Source organism: Acinetobacter sp. HA, from assembly GCF_000264725.1.
GTDB lineage: Bacteria > Pseudomonadota > Gammaproteobacteria > Pseudomonadales > Moraxellaceae > Acinetobacter > Acinetobacter schindleri.
Genome location: NZ_AJXD01000036.1, coordinates 1 through 16,915, shown reverse-complemented (window position 1 = coordinate 16,915; position 16,915 = coordinate 1). Strand labels below are relative to the sequence as shown.

Sequence of the window (16,915 nt, the reverse complement as noted above, 5' to 3'; positions counted from 1 at the left end):
TAAAAAAGCGCCTATCAAAGGCGCTTTTTTTACACAGCTTTTAAGCTGTTTTGCGTAGATCTTTACGCAGGATTTTACCTACGTTAGATTTTGGCAATTCATCCAGGAATTCTACATAACGCGGACGCTTGTAACCTGTCAGATTTTCTTTTGCGAATGCCAGAACTTCTTCAGTTGTTAAAGATGGATCTTTTTTCACCACGAACAGTTTAGGCACTTCACCTGATTTCTCATCTGGTACACCAATAGCAGCCACTTCCAGCACTTTTGGATGTTTCGCAACGATTTCTTCAATCTCTGAAGGATAAACGTTGAAACCAGATACCAGAATCATGTCTTTTTTACGGTCTACAATCTTCACATAACCACGATCGTTCATCACACCGATATCACCGGTACGGAAGTAACCATTAATCATGACTTTGTCAGTTTCATCCTGACGGTTCCAGTAACCCTTCATCACCTGAGGACCACGGATCGAAATCTCGCCCTGCTCGCCCAATGGTACTTCATTGCCATCGTCATCTAAAATTGCAACTTCAGTCAACGGCAATGGAATACCAATGGTGCCGCTAAATTCTTCAGATGCAGGCGGGTTTGCAGTTGCAACCGGAGAAGTTTCTGATAAACCATAACCTTCGATGATGTTAGTGCCTGTAACTTTCTTCCATGCTTCTGCAGTAGAAGGCAGCACTGCCATACCACCACCCATCGCCATTTTCAGACGACTGTGATCCAGCTGTTTGAAGTCTTCATTATTGATCAATGCATTGAATAAAGTATTCACTGCCGGGAAGAACGTCGGCTGGTATTTACGTAATTCTTTAATTACCGCAGGCAGATCACGCGGATTTGGAATCAGAACATTGGCTTGACCTTTATACATACCGTACAGTGCACACACCATGAATGCAAAGATATGGTACAACGGTAGAGCACAGAAAATACGGTCATCTGGCTGGCCATCTTGTGCACCGAATTTGCTCTGGAAAATACCATCACATTGCAGCATGTTTGCAACCAGGTTGCGATGTGTCAGTTCAGCACCTTTAGAAACACCTGTCGTACCACCAGTATATTGCAGTACAGCAGTATCACTTAAAGTCAGTTCAGGACGTTTATAGTTCGTTGGGCTGACTTTGTTCAGCGCAGCATTGAACTTGATGTGACCTGGAATATCCCATGCTGGAATCTGTTTACGTACAGAACGTAGCACAAAATTAACTAGCGTACCTTTAAGTGCACCCAGCATATCACCTACAGAAGCAACAACGACGTGCTTCACTGGTGTTTTGCCAATAATTGCTTGATATACAGAAGCGAAGTTTTCAATGATCACCAGTACTTCTGTACCAGAGTCATTTAACTGATGCTCAAGTTCACGTGAAGTATAAAGTGGATTTACATTGACCAATACCAGACCAGCACGGAATACGCCCAATGCCACGACCGGATATTGCAACACGTTTGGCATCATGACTGCCACGCGTGTACCTTTTGCAAGCCCCAAGCTCTGTAAATATGTTGCAAATTTACGACTAGCTTCTTCCAGCTCATTAAACGTCATTACTTTATCCATAAAGATAAAGGCATCACGTGAGCCAAACTTCTGGAAATTACGCTCAAAAATATCAACTAATGAAGTGTTTTCTGGTGGCAGTTCTACAGTGCGTGGAATCCCTGTTTTCTCGTATTCAGCGAACCAAATCTTTTCCATAATGCCATTCTCTCCAATCATAATCCTTAGAATCTCAACTGTTTTTTTCAATATTGCGCTAATTTTTTAACTTGTTTATGCGCAATAATGCATCCATCTTGTCGAATCGTTGTTCATATATAACGTATTTCGATTGATGGATGCTAGTCTTATCTTTGAATCAACAGTTTATTTGCTTTTTGATATCCGCGTGGTAAAAGCTGTCCTTTCGAACCGCGTTTGCCGATGTACTTTTGCAGATCATCCCCTTTTAATTTTATTTGCTGTTGTCCTGCAAGCACTTGAATTATTTCATCTAAACTCAAGGCTGTCATGGACAAAATCTGATCTTTATCTTCAAGTTGTATCAATTTATTACCTTTGCCTTTATTCAACACAGGTAATTCAGTCAAATCAACAATTAATAGACGACCTGCAGAGCTGAGCAATGCCAGATGAGTTTTGTCTTCAAGTGGCTGCAGATTCATTGCCTGCGCACCTTCCGGCACAGTCAGGAATGCCTTGCCCGCCTTGGCATTGGTATCCAGCTGCTTGGCTTGGGTCTTGAAACCATAACCTTTGCTGCTGATTGCCAGGATTTCTGCCTCATCTTCGGCAACCAGAACCTGTTTAAAACCGACGCCACTTGCAGGAGAAAGTTTTGAACTCAGTGGTTCACCTAATCCTCGCGCAGACGGCAGACTGTTGATGGCCAAGGCATAACTGCGCCCCGTATCATCCAGTACATAAACACGCTGATTAGATTTGCCTTGGGCATGACTCAAGTACTGATCCCCTGCACGGAAGTTCAGGTTTTCGGCATCCACTTCATGGCCTTTGGCACAGCGGATCCAGCCTGCTTCAGACAGGACTACGGTCACCGGATCAGCAGGCAGCATTTCAGTTTCATCAATTGCCGCAGCTTCAGCACGTTCAACAATTGGTGAGCGACGGTCATCACCAAATTTCTTGGCATCATCTTTGAGTTCATTGATGATCAAATTCTTTAAAGATTCTGGATTGGCCAGTTGCTCACGGATTTCAGCTGCCTTGGCTTCTAACTCTTCCTGCTCACGGCGCATTTCCATTTCTTCAAGCTTGGCCAAATGGCGCAACTTGAGTTCTAAAATGGCTTCTGCCTGAATTTCATCAATACCGAATCGTTGCATCAGCACCGGTCTGGGCTGATCTTCTTCACGGATGATCTGAATCACTTCATCAATATTCAAGTAGGCAATGATCAAGCCACCCAAAATATGTAAGCGTTTCTCGATTTTATTCAGATGGAATTGCAGACGACGGGTCACGGTGGTCTTACGGATTTCAATCCATTCCAGCAAAATACGACGGATCGATTTCACCTGCGGTCGACCATCCGCACCAATCATATTCATATTGACGCGATAGCTGGATTCAAGATCGGTGGTTGCGAACAGATGACTCATTACCGATTCAGCATCGATACGATTTGAACGCAACACAATGACCAGACGGGTCGGATTTTCATGATCGGATTCATCACGCACATCTGTGACTAAAGGCAGTTTCTTCGCCTGCATCTGGTCTGCAATCTGGGTAATGATTTTGGAACCAGACACCTGATAGGGCAATTCAGTAATCACGATCTCGTTTTTTTCAACCGTATATACGGCACGCATACGGTAACTACCACGACCTGTCGTTTGCATTTTCAGCAATTCAGTCGGTGGAGTAATAATTTCTGCTTTGGTTGGTAAGTCCGGTCCTGGAATATATTCAGCTACTTTGACATCGGTCAGGTTCGGATTGCGAATCAGTGCAATTGTACCTTTGACCACTTCACGCAGGTTATGTGGTGGAATATCGGTTGCCATACCCACAGCAATACCCGTGGTACCATTCAACAAGATGTTCGGTACGCGTGCCGGCAGATTGACTGGCTCTTTCATCGAACCGTCGAAGTTGTCCTGCCAATCACAGGTGCCTTGACCCAACTCAGAAAGCAATAATTCACTATATTGTGACAGTTTGGCTTCGGTATATCGCATCGCCGCGAAAGACTTTGGATCATCTGGTGAACCCCAGTTGCCCTGCCCCTCAATAAACGGATAACGGTAACTGAACGGCTGTGCCATCAGCACCATCGCTTCATAGCAGGCTGAGTCGCCATGTGGATGGTATTTGCCCAGTACATCACCCACAGTACGTGCAGATTTCTTCGGTTTGCTGGTCCACTTGAGCCCCAACTCACTCATGGCATAAACAATACGGCGCTGTACCGGTTTCAGACCGTCACTGATGTGTGGCAGTGCACGATCCATGATGACGTACATGGCGTAGTTGAGGTAGGCCTGTTCGGTAAATTCTGCTACGGAACGGTTTTCTGTCGCATGATGCGCAAGGCTTGTCATAACAACCTATAATCCTAAAAATTTCGTTTTTGTATCAATGTTTCTTATGCTAAGTCGCACTGCCTGACTGCACAAGGGCAGTACAGTACACAGTGCGACAAATCGTGTCTTATGGCGTAAAAATATCCACTTTAAACGCCCTAAGCAACTAAAAAATCACCATCTTTATTGACTCAAGGATTCTAAAGTCCGACCTTTGGTTTCTTCACCCAGTACCAAGATCACCACAGCTACAGCAATCAGGACCACGGTAAACATGGTAAAGACATAGCTGAAGCCGCTCGGCATGACCATCAGATGGGTCACTGCAAATGGCGCAACAATACCACCAATCCGGCCGATTGCCCCTGCCCAGCCCGAACCAAAGGCGCGAATATTGGTGGGGTACTGTTCTGGCGTATAGGTATAGAGTACACCCCAAGCACCGAGATTAAAGAAGGACATCAAACAGCCCCAGATCACGATTTCGGTGACACTGCCGGACTGACCAAAGAAATAGGCAGATACGGCACACATGCCAATAAAGCCAGCCAATGTTGCCTTACGTCCAAGTTTTTCTACCAGCCATGCTGCAACCAGATAGCCTGGCAACTGCGCCAGAATCATGATCAGTACATATTCAAAAGACTGTACGATGGTATAGCCTTCCTTCACTAACAGACTTGGCAACCAGGTAAAAATACCATAGTAAGAGAAGATAATGCCGAACCAGATCAACCACAGCATTAAGGTACGGCGGGCAAATATACCTGACCAGAGCTGAGCAAAAGAAATCGTCTGTTTTTCGGCCACAGGTTGAACCTGGAAGATTTCCAATACCTCTACCCCACACTTGGCTTCAATCTTTTTCACCAAGGCATGCGCTTCATCGATACGGCCACGGTTGATCAGGAAGGGAATCGATTCCGGAACGAATTTCCAGATCACAATTGCATACAGTGCAGGAATACCACCGATTAAAAAGGCGGTATGCCAGTCAAATTTCGGAATCACAAAATAAGAAATCAAGGCTGCACAGAGCCAGCCCAATCCCCAGAAACTTTCCAGTAAAACAATAAAACGGCCACGCACCTGCGCCGGAATATATTCACTGACTAGCGTTACCGCAACCGGTAACTGGCCACCCAAACCCAAGCCGACAATAAAGCGGAAGACCAGTAACCAGGTCAGGTTCGGTGCAAAGGCACAAGCCGCGGTTGCCAGACTATAGATCACCAGTGTTAAAGCGAATATGGTTTTACGGCCATAACGGTCTGCCAGACCGCCAGAACAGATTGCCCCAATTGCCATCCCGATAAAACCGATTGAAACTACCCAGCTTTTCTGGTCAGGGGTCATCTGCCAGTCTTCTGCCATTTTGGCCAGAATGAAGGAAATCAGTCCGGTGTCCATGGCGTCGAACATCCAGCCTAAACCAATCACGACCAGCAACATATAGTGAAACCTGCCTACAGGTAAGCGCTGAATCCGGGAAACTAGGTCCATAAGTAAATCTCTGATATGTGATTCGGGAGAAACTGCACGGAAAGCAGAAGCATTCATCCTATTTTTATACTACGATTGAATGCAGAAACGAGGCTATTCTGCCTCGCTCATCTGAAAATCGTGTTTTATGATTCATCCTTAGATGATGCGGATTGTTCATCATCATCTTTATAGATAAATTTTGGCATTTCCAGGCCAAAGTAAATGGCGATCAGGCGCAGGCTAAAACCGAAGATCAAGGTAGAAATGATGGTCAGCTCAAGCGACAGACCTGCGTGGCTACAAAGCCAGTAGAAGATTACCGCAACGAAGGAAATACTGGCATACAGTTCACGACGGAACACCAGCGGCACATCATTACACAGAATGTCACGCAGAATACCGCCGGAGACACCCGTCAGGACACCAGCTACGGCACTGACCACAAAACCATGTCCCATTTCTAATGCGATCTGGCAACCGATGATGGTGAAACCAATCAGGCCCAAAGCATCCAGCACCAGGAAGATGTTACGTAAATGACGCATCCATTTGGCAATCAGAATGGTGACAAAAGCCGCACAGCAGGTCAGCACCAGATATTCAGGATGCTTGACCCAGGTTAGTGGATAGTGACCAAGCAGCACATCGCGAACCGAACCACCTCCCAGTGCCGTAACACAGGCAATGATCACGACCCCAAACCAGTCCATGCTGCGCCGTCCAGCGGATAAAGCACCGGTCATCGCTTCTGCGGTAATGGCAATAATATAGATTACGGTCAACAACATCGCCCTGCTTCCACCTGAGGCTTTGAGATGGCGGCTATTCTAAGGCAAATCTATGTGAAAGTTACAAAAATTGCGCACAACATAGCTTAAATTTTTTCCCTGAACCGCAAATGCAGGCTTGCTTCATTGTAAATTGTTGATCTGTGGTCAGATCGAGAAAATACCAGCAGCCTTTTACTTTGACGAAATGGGACGCTTCATGATGAATTTGTGCCTGTGTGCCATCATGAAAATGTGCCTTGAACTCGACCATTGCATGACATTTATCTAGTTTTTCATTGGTTTGCACGATTTCCAGTTTCAGCCATTGATTGGTCCTGCTCCACTCGGCAATTGCAGCCATATCTAAAAACCTTTGCTGTCCCAATGCGGTCGTCTGCTGGATATAGTTAATTTCCTGTTTGGCAAAGGCACTATAACGTGAACGCATCAACTGTTCGGCTGTCTGTGCAATTCGCTTGCCTTGATGCAGTGGCTGACAACAGCTTTCATAAATGCCCAGTCCACATGGACATGCTACTGAGAGGGTAAGTTCCAAAAATGAATTCCAAAAAAAATAGCCCGACGATGCGGGCTATTTTAGCAAAATTCAGCGCATACCTGAGGCAGAACTCAATTCTTGTTTTGTTCTTGCGGAATAATATGGACTTTTTCGATCTTATGACCATCCATTGTCACGACTTCAAAGATATGACCATCGGCTTCGAACTTCTCACCATTTTCAGGCAGACGGCCAAGGTGGAATAAAATATAGCCCGACAGCGTCGAATATTCTTCTGATTCATCCACCAGATCACGGCCAATCAGCAAGGATACATGACGGATATCGGTTGAACCTTCCAGCAACAGGCTACCGTCATGCAGACTTTCAGCGGCGGTTTCCATTTCATCTTCATCCGGGAATTCACCGGCAATGGCTTCAAGCACATCAATCGGTGTTGCAATCCCTTCGATCGAACCATACTCGTTCAGCACAATCGCCATTTGTAGCGGCGCCTGACGCAACTGGTCCATCACCATCAGTACCTGAGCATTTTCATGCACAATTACCGGTTCACGTAGATGTTTTTCGAAATCAAGTACACCTGTTTCGATATATTCGTTTAGCACTTTATGGGTCAGTACTACACCAGCAATATTGTCCAGCTCACCACGTGCCACGATCAGACGTGAATGACTCATCTGCAACAGATGGGCCTTAATGATAGCTTCATCTTCATCCAGATCAATCCATTCCAGTTCAGGACGCGGGGTCATCACCGACTTCACCGGACGTTCAGACAGGCCGAGTACGCCCTGCACCATCACACTGTGATAAACGCCATTTTCATCATCATTAAACACTTCGTCAGCAAAGGCACGCGTTGCCAGTACATCTACCGGCTCAGAAGCAGCATTATCCTGAGCAGGTTTACCACCGAGCATACGCATCACGGCTGAAGCAGTGCGATAACGCAGATCTGTAGTTGTCACCATTTTTTCCTGATTGCGTTTCATGGTCTGGTTAATAAATTCGACAATGACCGAAAAACCAATCGCTGCGTACAGGTAGCCTTTTGGAATATGGAAGCCGAAACCTTCAACCACCAGCGAGAAACCGATCATCATCAGGAAGCCGAGACAAAGGATGACCACAGTAGGATGACGATTCACAAAATCCATCAAGGCCTTGGAAGCCCATAGCATGATGCCGACAGCGATAATCACTGCAATCATCATTACCGACAGGTCTTTGACCATACCCACAGCAGTAATCACACTGTCGAGTGAGAACACGGCATCCAGCACCACGATCTGAACGATCACCATCCAGAACACGGCATGCACCGGATTTTCTTCTTTGACCACTGGCTTGGCTTCAAGGCGCTCATGTAATTCCATGGTGCCCTTAAATAACAGGAATACCCCACCAAACAGCAGAATCAGGTCACGTCCGGAAAATGGATGATCAAAAATATAGAAGAACGGTTCAGTCAGCGTGACTACCCAGGCAATAGAGGCCAGCAGGATCAGACGCATGACCAGGGCCAGGGTCAAACCTACAATTCGGGCGGTATTACGTTGTTCTGGCGGCAGTTTTTCAGCAAGAATTGCAATAAAGACCAGGTTATCGATGCCCAGAACAATTTCCAGCACAATCAGAGTTAGCAGGCCAATCCAGGCAGAAGGATCTGACATCCATTCGAAAATCATTGCATTCTCTCCTGTAGATCAGTGGAAAGATATGCAATGCTGCTGCGTAGCGCGGAACTATGTCCAATTTTATTTAAACACTTGATATGGTGACGTTTTATCTGGTTAAAGCGCCAACTTCGACTACCCATGTGATTTCTATTGTAGTAAGACAGATTTTCAGTATAGCAAGTTCAAAATGAAATTTACCAGTTTTCATGCTTTGGTTTAAGCTTACTGACTCTTGACTTCAAGATTGGCAAGAATGATGCATAGAATTGTCATATTTTTAATATATGTTGTAGTAACAAATTAAAAAATGATAAGGTGAAAGAGAGACATGACTAGCGTAATTAAAATGACTGAACATAAAAACAAATCTCCCCGCACTACCCGCCCGCTCGTTGCCCTATATTGTGGTTCACGTGCTGGCAATAATCCTATTTATCAGGAAAAAGCTATTCAGCTTGTACAGAGTCTGGCCCAGCAAGGCTTTGGTCTGGTCTACGGTGGTGCCAGCATCGGCCTGATGGGTCAGGTCGCTGATGCCATGATTGAACATGGCGGTGAAGCTGTAGGTGTGATTCCCGAGTTTATGCTGGATTATGAAATTGCGCATAGCAAGCTGACTGAACTGCATATTGTGCAGTCCATGCATGAACGCAAAGCGTTAATGGCAGAACGTGCCTGTGCCTTCGTTGCTCTGCCAGGTGGACTAGGCACTTTTGAGGAAATTCTGGAAATTGCGACTTGGGGACAGTTGAACCAGCACCAGAAACCAATGATGCTATACAACGTGAATAACTTTTATGATCCACTCATTGCCCAGCTGGATCATGCCGTGAATGAAGGCTTCCTGCCACCCCAGCATCGTGCCAAACTAATTGTCTGCGAACATTCTGCACATATCTTTAATGCCCTGAAAAATCTGGATAGTCCAAAACAGTTTGCAATTTAAATGCTGATCTAAAAAATAAAAAAGCGCAGCCGAAGCTACGCTTTTCATTCAGGGTCAGCACTTTATTTGTCTAAAGCTGCCTGACGCTTCTTGTACTGAATCGAGGCAATCACTGCCCAGACAATAAAGGCCACACCGATCAGACCGGTCACCAATTCTGGTACATGCAGGCCGGTTCCGCTGGCAATCATAATGAAAGCCAAGGCACCAATCGCATAATGCGCACCATGTTCCAGATAGATATAGGCATCCAATGTGCCCTGCTCAACCAGATAAATCGTCATTGAACGAACAAAGATCGCACCAATTGCCAGACCGAGCATGATGATCACCACGTCTGAGGTAATCGCAAAGGCACCTATCACGCCATCAAAACTGAACGAGGCATCCAGAACTTCTAAATAGAGGAAACCACCAATACCGGCTTTCACTACACCCGTCGGTACGCCATTTTCATCATGACGAATGGCATTGCCTTCTTCATCGACTTCCGGTTCACCACCGAGCATATGGCTCAGCACCTGCACCCCGATATAAATCACGATGCCCCAGATTCCCGCCATGGTCACGACCAGACGCTTGGCTTCATCGACATTGGCTGCCATGATTAACAAGGCCACCAGTGCAATAAAGACCGACATCGCCGGAACACTGGCCAGGTTGGATAAACGGCGTTCTACTCGTCTGAACCAGTGGGTATCCTTTTCTTCATCCAGGAAGAAATTCAGGAATACCATCAACAGGAAGGCACCACCAAATGCCGCAATTTCAGGATGATGCGCCATCAAACGCGCTGAATATTCTTTTGGATCATTCAGGGCCAGACGTACCACTTCCATAAAGCCCAGGTCTGCAGTCACTGCAACAATGACCACCGGGAAGATCAGACGCATCCCGAAAACTGCAATCAGAATACCCACTGTCAGGAATAGCATTTTCCAGAAATGATCCCAGCCACGCAGAACAGAGGCATTGACAACCGCGTTATCGAAGGACAACGACACTTCCATAATCGCCAGAATGGCGGTAATGGTCAGTGCTGTGAACATGGTTTGCAGGCCCGCTTCCGGACCATGGGTATAACCCCAATAAGCAGACAAACCAAGGCACACGATCGAAAATGCGATTGAGAAACCAAAATGTTTCAACATACAAATCGACCTTAGATAAATTTCATTGAGTGTATTTCTTTTATTGTAGGGAAATACCAAGACTAAAACTTGTCTCAATTATGAAACTTTTGCCGCATAAACCAAAGCACTTCCTGAACCATTTTTTGCGTATTTTCTGCTTTTCAAATCTATCGATCTTTTCAACGGGTCGATCTTTGCTATAGTGCTGCATGCTTTGACTTCAACTGCTCAGGATTTCAGTATGAGTTTCTCTCAAGACGTATGGCAACGTAACCTCGAACTTTATCAAAAGACCCTGGCCCTGCCTTTTAACCAGCAGCTGGCACAAGGCACATTGAGCCGTGATGCCTTCAGTCATTATGTGATTCAGGATGCGCATTATTTGCTGGCCTATGGCCGTGCACTGGCAGTCTGTGCCGCCAAAGCCTTTGAGGCTGATGATGTGATCCAGTTTAGTGAAGCGGCTAAAATTGCGATTGTGGTCGAGCGCAGCCTGCATAATGGCTTTATGCAGGATTTCGGTATCAGCAAAGCCCAGTTCGAAGATACGCCGTTGACTCTGGCCTGCCATCACTATACTTCCTATTTGCAGGCAACTGCCTGGGCCGAAAGCTATCCGGTGGTGCTGGCAGCCCTGCTGCCATGTTTCTGGATTTATGCAGAAGTCGGCAAGGATATTGTCGATAAGGCCGCAGCCAATAATCTTTATCAGGCCTGGATTGATACTTACGCCGGGGAAGATTTCCATACTGCTGTACGCAATGTGATTGCAACTGTGGATCGCGTAGCAGCGCGTGTCGATGCCGACACCCTGGAAAAAATGCATACAGCCTATACCCATGCAGCGCGTCTGGAATGGTTGTTCTGGGACAGCGCATTTGAGCAACGCCAGTGGCCTGGTCTGGATTGATACAAGCTGAATTCAGCCCTGTTCAATACGGGGCTTTTTATTTTTTCTACAAAATTCTAAATAATACAAAATAATTTTAATTTTTATCTTGGATCGATGCTCCGCAATGCTACGCACTCTGTGTTTTTTTACAGAGCTTAAATCCATGTTCAAATGCTTTTATTAAAAGCAGGGCCAAAATTTTAATCGGAAAAAATATCTCATACATTTTTAACTTATTGCTTTGGTACTGATCTTTTGACCAATCACCGACATAACTTGACGTTTAAAATACTTTTATTTGCACTTGAACATTTTTCATCCGGTATCATATAAGGGTTTTTGATGAATATTCTAGGATCATTGCATGAGCCAAAGCCACATCCGTATTCGAGGCGCACGTACCCATAACCTTAAAAATGTGAACCTTGATATACCACGCGACAAGTTTGTGGTGATTACGGGACTGTCTGGTTCAGGTAAGTCCTCACTGGCATTCGATACCTTGTATGCCGAAGGTCAGCGCCGCTATGTCGAGTCATTGTCTGCCTATGCACGCCAGTTCCTGTCCCAGATGGAAAAACCGGAAGTCGATTCGATAGAAGGCTTAAGTCCGGCCATCGCGATCGAGCAGAAGTCGACCAGCCACAACCCGCGTTCAACCGTGGGGACTATTACTGAAATTTATGACTATCTGCGTCTGCTGTATGCTCGCGTCGGTACACCTTATTGTCCAGAACATGACCTGCCGATGGTCGCGCAAACCGTGAGTGAAATGGTGGATGCGGTAAAAGGCTTGGAAGAAGGTACTGGCCTGATGCTGTTGGCGCCTGTTGTACGTGAACGCAAGGGTGAATATTCCGCATTATTTGAACAGTTACAGAGCCAGGGTTTTGTACGCGCCCGCGTGGATGGCGAGATCATGGAAATTGATCCTCCGCCGGAACTGGATAAAAAGAAAAAGCATACCATTGAAGTGGTGGTTGACCGCTTTAAAGTCCGTGATGATCTGGGTAACCGTATTGCCGAGAGCTTTGAAACTGCCCTTCGTCTGGGTGGCGATATTGCCATTGTCTCGCGGATGAAAGGCGAACGGCCAGATCGTGTTTTCTCAGCCAAACATTCCTGCCCGAAATGTGATCGTGCGGTGGCGGAACTGGAACCACGTCTGTTCTCGTTCAATAATCCATTTGGTGCCTGCCCGGTTTGTGATGGCCTCGGTACGCGTAGCCATTTTAGTGCAGATAAACTGATTCCAAATCCTGAACTGAGTATCAGTCAAGGCGCAATCCGGGGTTGGGACCGTCAGCGTCCATATTATTACAGCATGATCGAAAAGGTCGCCAATCACTTTGGCTATTCACTGGATACGCCATGGAATCAGCTCGAAGCCGATGTTAAAAAGAAATTCCTCTATGGAACCGGTCGCGAAAAGATTGACCTGAGTTATATTGATGAACGCGGTCGCCGTCATAATCGTGTGATTGCTTTTGAAGGTGTACTGCCGCATTTGGAACGCCGTTATCGTGAAACTGAAAGCAATTATGTCCGTGATGATCTGGCACAGTACTTGTCCAATGCCGCCTGTGATGCCTGCGATGGTTCACGTCTGAATGAAATTTCACGTAATGTCAAAATTCTGGACAAGACCATTGCTGACATTACCCGCATGTCGATTGGTGACGCCGAAAGCTACTATCAAGGTTTGAATCTTGAAGGTGCCCGCGGTGAAATTGCCGATAAGATTTTTAAGGAAATCCGTGAGCGTCTGCACTTCCTGGTGTCTGTTGGTTTAAATTACCTGAGTCTGTCCCGTTCAGCTGAAACTTTATCTGGTGGTGAAGCACAACGTATCCGTCTGGCTTCTCAGATCGGTGCCGGTCTGATGGGTGTCATGTATGTGCTGGATGAACCCTCGATTGGCCTGCACCAGCGTGATAACGACCGTCTGCTACAAACCTTGGTACGTCTGCGGGATCTTGGTAATACGGTATTGGTCGTTGAACATGATGAAGATGCAATTCGTGCCGCCGACCATATTATTGATATCGGTCCAGGTGCCGGCGTACATGGCGGTCATGTGATTGCTGAAGGAACCTATCAGGAACTTGCTGAACATGAAGATTCCCTGACTGGTAAATATCTGTCTGGCAAGCTGAAAATTGAAGTACCGAAAAAACGGACCCAACCACCAAAACCGGAAGAACAGATCAGGCTAATGGGTGCAGCAGGCCATAACCTGAAAAATGTCGACCTGACCATTCCATTAGGGGTGATGACCTGTGTCACGGGTGTATCAGGTTCAGGTAAATCGACGTTAATTAACCGGACCTTGTTGCCACTAGCAGCAACACAGCTCAATGGTGCAACCACTCAGACCTCAGAGAAATTTGATTCGATTGATGGTCTGCAATTCCTGGATAAAGTTGTAGATATTGACCAGAGTCCAATTGGACGTACACCACGTTCCAACCCAGCGACTTATACCGGTCTGTTTACTCCGATTCGTGAACTGTTTTCACAAACACAGGAAGCCAAGGCACGTGGTTATGCAGCCGGCCGTTTCTCGTTTAACGTGAAAGGTGGTCGCTGTGAGGCCTGCGAAGGCGACGGTATGATCAAGGTGGCAATGCACTTCCTGCCGGATATGTATGTGCCTTGTGATGCCTGTCATGGCAAGCGCTATAACCGTGAAACGCTGGAAGTAAATTACAAAGGTAAGAACATTTCTGATGTACTGGAGATGACTGTTGAAGATGCCATGCATTTCTTCGATGCCATTCCAGTGATTCACCGTCGCTTGGAAACCTTACATCAGGTTGGCTTAGGTTATATCCGTCTGGGTCAGTCTGCGACAACACTTTCTGGTGGTGAAGCACAGCGGGTGAAACTGGCACGTGAACTGGCAAAACGTGATACCGGCCAAACCCTGTATATTCTGGATGAGCCGACGACTGGCCTGCATTTCCATGATATTGCCAAATTGCTGGATATCCTGCATCAGCTCCGTGACAAGGGCAATACCATTGTGGTGATTGAGCATAACCTGGATGTGATTAAGACTGCGGACTGGATCGTGGACTTAGGTCCTGAAGGGGGTTCAGGTGGCGGTATGATTATCGCGGAAGGCACACCTGAAGAAGTGGCAAAGAGTAAGACTTCGCATACCGCGCGGTTCTTAAAGCCGTTATTGAAATAAGGAATCTCCCCTAGCCCCTCTTTTTAAAAGAGGGTTAGGGCGGATTCTAAAGAATTAGATGTTGTGCTAAAACAGTGATTTATTCATCGTTTTTTTCATTTTAAAAACATGGATATATAAAGTAAAAGACATTAAAAATATATGAACTAAACCTCAGCCACCGCATTACGCCCTTGACCTTTAGCCACAAACAAAGCCTTATCCGCTTTGGTAAACAGGCTGATCCAGGACTGCGCACCTATCGCCACCCCCACACTGACCGAGACCTGAATCTGATCACCATTTTCACTTAAAATATAAGCACCCTCTACTTCGCTTCGAATCTTATCAGCAATCTTACGGGCATTATCGAAGTCAATATTTTCGATCAGAACCAGAAATTCATCCCCGCCATAACGTACCAGTAAATCAGAAGTACGGACATTGTCCTTCAGGCACTGCGCCACAAACTGAATGACTTCATCTCCGATAATGTGTCCATACTGATCGTTCACCTGCTTAAAGTGATCAATATCAATAATCATCAAACACGTCTGACTAAACTGTGAAGGATGTGATTCCAGAAAACGAGTGTATTCCTCCAGGGCGAACCGATTCGCCAGTCCGGTTAAAGGATCGGAATGAGCAATATTTTTAAGCCTGAATTCTAAGGCATCACGTTGCTGCAACATCTGTTGCAACCTTTGAATGGCAGTAAATAAGGATTCAGATTTAGTATGGGCATTCGATGATAAAGCTTTGGTATCACCATTTTCCGAAAGCGTAAACAGAATTTGACGCGCTTCTATCAGCGGCTGAAATACACTTTTACGTGCAAAAATCATCGTTGCAATTGCTGCTCCTAAAGACACAAATGAAAGTAAAACTGTCCAGAGCAATTGCTGCAAATGAGAAGATTTTTCCCGCTCTGCAACCTGATTGCTGTACTCAAGTAAATGGCTTTGCAGGTCAACAACGGTAGCAAATTTATCAACCATCGCATTGGTGAGTTCTGTTCCTGTCAAATGATAAGGAACCTGCTGAATGCTCTCTTCCACCAGACTTGAAACGATCGGTAAGCCTTTTTGAATAAATACCGTATCGACAGCATTATGCAACCGGTTGAATTCTTCAGTCTTGTCCTCTTCCGGCTGCAATGTGCCGATTAAATCCCAAAGATAATGGATCCGATATTGGACTTGCATGGCACGGGTTAGGTTTGCAGCAGGAATCGGTTGGTCGAAAGTCACATAAGCCATGATTGTAGAGGCGGCACGCCCTGCCTGATCCCTCAAGTCAGATAAAAATAAAATCTGAGAAATAAAATTATTTTGTGAGGTAGAGGTAGAGGTAGTATTAGAAGCAATTACTACTCCTTTTAGGATAATACGACAATTGTCCCAGGCCTTAAACATTGCAGCAATCGCCTGATCAAGTGCTTGAGCATTACGCTGTTCCCAAGGAATTTTTGCATAGCTATCGATCTGTAAACGTCCCTGCTCCAGACTTGGTCGAACCGCACTTTCCAAACGTTGACTTAAATGCGGGAAGCCCACTTGCTGTAATACTTTTGCTGTATGTTCGAACTGCTGATCTACTTCTTTACGGTAAATTTCGAGTTCTTGTTGTCGTTGGTGAATCTCTTCAGGCGTACTGGAAAGGACTTTATTGGCAGGGGCTCTTTCCTTGGAAATCTTATTGGCCAGAATGGCAACTTCTTGCAGGGCATGTAATTCGTCAGAAGTACGCACAGCCTTAAGGTAACTTTGAGTGCTATTCACAATGAGAGGAATGCAAATGAACAGCAGACATAAAATAATGACAGACATTGCGCAATAAAGGTGTTTACTGATTTGTTCAGAGCGCAGAGTATTCATTGTCTTAGCGTACGCCCTCAGACTAATAATTAATAAAGTATTTGATTTATCTTAATTATTATACAAAAAATCCATTTCTTCAGAAAGAAAAAATTCTTTATATTAAATGCTTTTATATAACTTTACTGAACTCAAAAGTCATGTAGGTCCTAATTTATGTCCTTATATTTAAAATAAAATTTTTTAATTTCAGCAAATAACCAGCGGATGTATCAAATAGTTTCAAAAAAAATTGAAATTCATATTGTTTGCTGTTTACACATGCAACAATTAAGTGCATAATGCACCGCATTAGGGCGAATTAAATTTTTCCTCAGCAGATATTTTAATTTACCCGCAAATTTTGGCTAAAAAACCCCAATTTTCA

The 16,915-nt window shown here is 45.3% G+C and carries 11 protein-coding genes; 3 read left to right on the top strand and 8 right to left on the bottom strand.

All coding sequences use genetic code 11. The annotated features are described in order from the left end of the window. Positions 1-40 precede the first annotated feature (40 nt). From HADU_RS07975 to HADU_RS07950, 6 genes are all read right to left on the bottom strand, one after another. Positions 41-1,717, bottom strand: coding sequence for an AMP-binding protein (locus HADU_RS07975; protein WP_008305159.1), 1,677 nt, complete (start codon positions 1,715-1,717; stop codon positions 41-43). 149 nt (positions 1,718-1,866) lie between these two features. Further along, positions 1,867-4,086 carry a DNA topoisomerase IV subunit A gene (gene parC / locus HADU_RS07970; RefSeq protein ID WP_008305158.1) on the bottom strand — a complete coding sequence of 740 codons (2,220 nt, stop codon included), beginning with the start codon at positions 4,084-4,086 and terminating at the stop codon, positions 1,867-1,869. Between the two features lie 165 nt (positions 4,087-4,251). Next, entirely contained in the window at positions 4,252-5,571 is a 1,320-nt protein-coding gene (locus HADU_RS07965) for an MFS transporter (RefSeq protein ID WP_034592555.1), read from the bottom strand. A gap of 125 nt (positions 5,572-5,696) precedes the next feature. Beyond that, positions 5,697-6,341 carry a trimeric intracellular cation channel family protein gene (locus HADU_RS07960; protein WP_008305156.1) on the bottom strand — a complete coding sequence of 215 codons (645 nt, stop codon included), beginning with the start codon at positions 6,339-6,341 and terminating at the stop codon, positions 5,697-5,699. A gap of 61 nt (positions 6,342-6,402) precedes the next feature. Then, positions 6,403-6,879 carry a YchJ family protein gene (locus HADU_RS07955; RefSeq protein WP_004810200.1) on the bottom strand — a complete coding sequence of 159 codons (477 nt, stop codon included), beginning with the start codon at positions 6,877-6,879 and terminating at the stop codon, positions 6,403-6,405. Between the two features lie 74 nt (positions 6,880-6,953). Next, positions 6,954-8,534, bottom strand: coding sequence for a TerC family protein (locus HADU_RS07950; protein ID WP_004810201.1), 1,581 nt, complete (start codon positions 8,532-8,534; stop codon positions 6,954-6,956). A 319-nt stretch (positions 8,535-8,853) separates the two neighbouring features. Between HADU_RS07950 and HADU_RS07945 the strand changes: the two genes are divergently transcribed. Next, complete coding sequence (locus HADU_RS07945) at positions 8,854-9,471, top strand: TIGR00730 family Rossman fold protein (protein WP_008305153.1); 618 nt, start codon at positions 8,854-8,856, stop codon at positions 9,469-9,471. Between the two features lie 62 nt (positions 9,472-9,533). Here HADU_RS07945 and HADU_RS07940 read toward each other — a convergent pair whose 3' ends face one another. Next, positions 9,534-10,622, bottom strand: a complete 1,089-nt coding sequence (locus HADU_RS07940) for a DUF475 domain-containing protein (protein ID WP_034592551.1) — start codon at positions 10,620-10,622, stop codon at positions 9,534-9,536. Positions 10,623-10,845: 223 nt separating this feature from the next. On the opposite strand from HADU_RS07940, the gene tenA reads away from it, so the two are divergent. Next, positions 10,846-11,514 carry a thiaminase II gene (gene tenA / locus HADU_RS07935; protein ID WP_008305148.1) on the top strand — a complete coding sequence of 223 codons (669 nt, stop codon included), beginning with the start codon at positions 10,846-10,848 and terminating at the stop codon, positions 11,512-11,514. 346 nt (positions 11,515-11,860) lie between these two features. Next, positions 11,861-14,692 carry an excinuclease ABC subunit UvrA gene (gene uvrA / locus HADU_RS07930; RefSeq protein WP_005220621.1) on the top strand — a complete coding sequence of 944 codons (2,832 nt, stop codon included), beginning with the start codon at positions 11,861-11,863 and terminating at the stop codon, positions 14,690-14,692. A 146-nt stretch (positions 14,693-14,838) separates the two neighbouring features. Here the strand turns inward: uvrA and HADU_RS07925 are convergent, their stop codons facing one another. Further along, positions 14,839-16,548 carry a GGDEF domain-containing protein gene (locus HADU_RS07925; protein ID WP_008305146.1) on the bottom strand — a complete coding sequence of 570 codons (1,710 nt, stop codon included), beginning with the start codon at positions 16,546-16,548 and terminating at the stop codon, positions 14,839-14,841. Positions 16,549-16,915 lie beyond the last annotated feature (367 nt).

Excerpts from the sequence above, each read along its gene's own strand:
- parC (WP_008305158.1), bottom strand. The coding sequence starts at position 4,086 with ATGACAAGCCTTGCGCATCATGCGACAGAAAACCGTTCCGTAGCAGAA.
- HADU_RS07950 (WP_004810201.1), bottom strand. The coding sequence starts at position 8,534 with ATGATTTTCGAATGGATGTCAGATCCTTCTGCCTGGATTGGCCTGCTA.
- HADU_RS07960 (WP_008305156.1), bottom strand. The coding sequence starts at position 6,341 with ATGTTGTTGACCGTAATCTATATTATTGCCATTACCGCAGAAGCGATG.
- HADU_RS07945 (WP_008305153.1), top strand. The coding sequence starts at position 8,854 with ATGACTAGCGTAATTAAAATGACTGAACATAAAAACAAATCTCCCCGC.
- HADU_RS07925 (WP_008305146.1), bottom strand. The coding sequence starts at position 16,548 with ATGAATACTCTGCGCTCTGAACAAATCAGTAAACACCTTTATTGCGCA.
- tenA (WP_008305148.1), top strand. The coding sequence starts at position 10,846 with ATGAGTTTCTCTCAAGACGTATGGCAACGTAACCTCGAACTTTATCAA.
- HADU_RS07965 (WP_034592555.1), bottom strand. The coding sequence starts at position 5,571 with ATGGACCTAGTTTCCCGGATTCAGCGCTTACCTGTAGGCAGGTTTCAC.
- HADU_RS07975 (WP_008305159.1), bottom strand. The coding sequence starts at position 1,717 with ATGGAAAAGATTTGGTTCGCTGAATACGAGAAAACAGGGATTCCACGC.
- uvrA (WP_005220621.1), top strand. The coding sequence starts at position 11,861 with ATGAGCCAAAGCCACATCCGTATTCGAGGCGCACGTACCCATAACCTT.
- HADU_RS07940 (WP_034592551.1), bottom strand. The coding sequence starts at position 10,622 with ATGTTGAAACATTTTGGTTTCTCAATCGCATTTTCGATCGTGTGCCTT.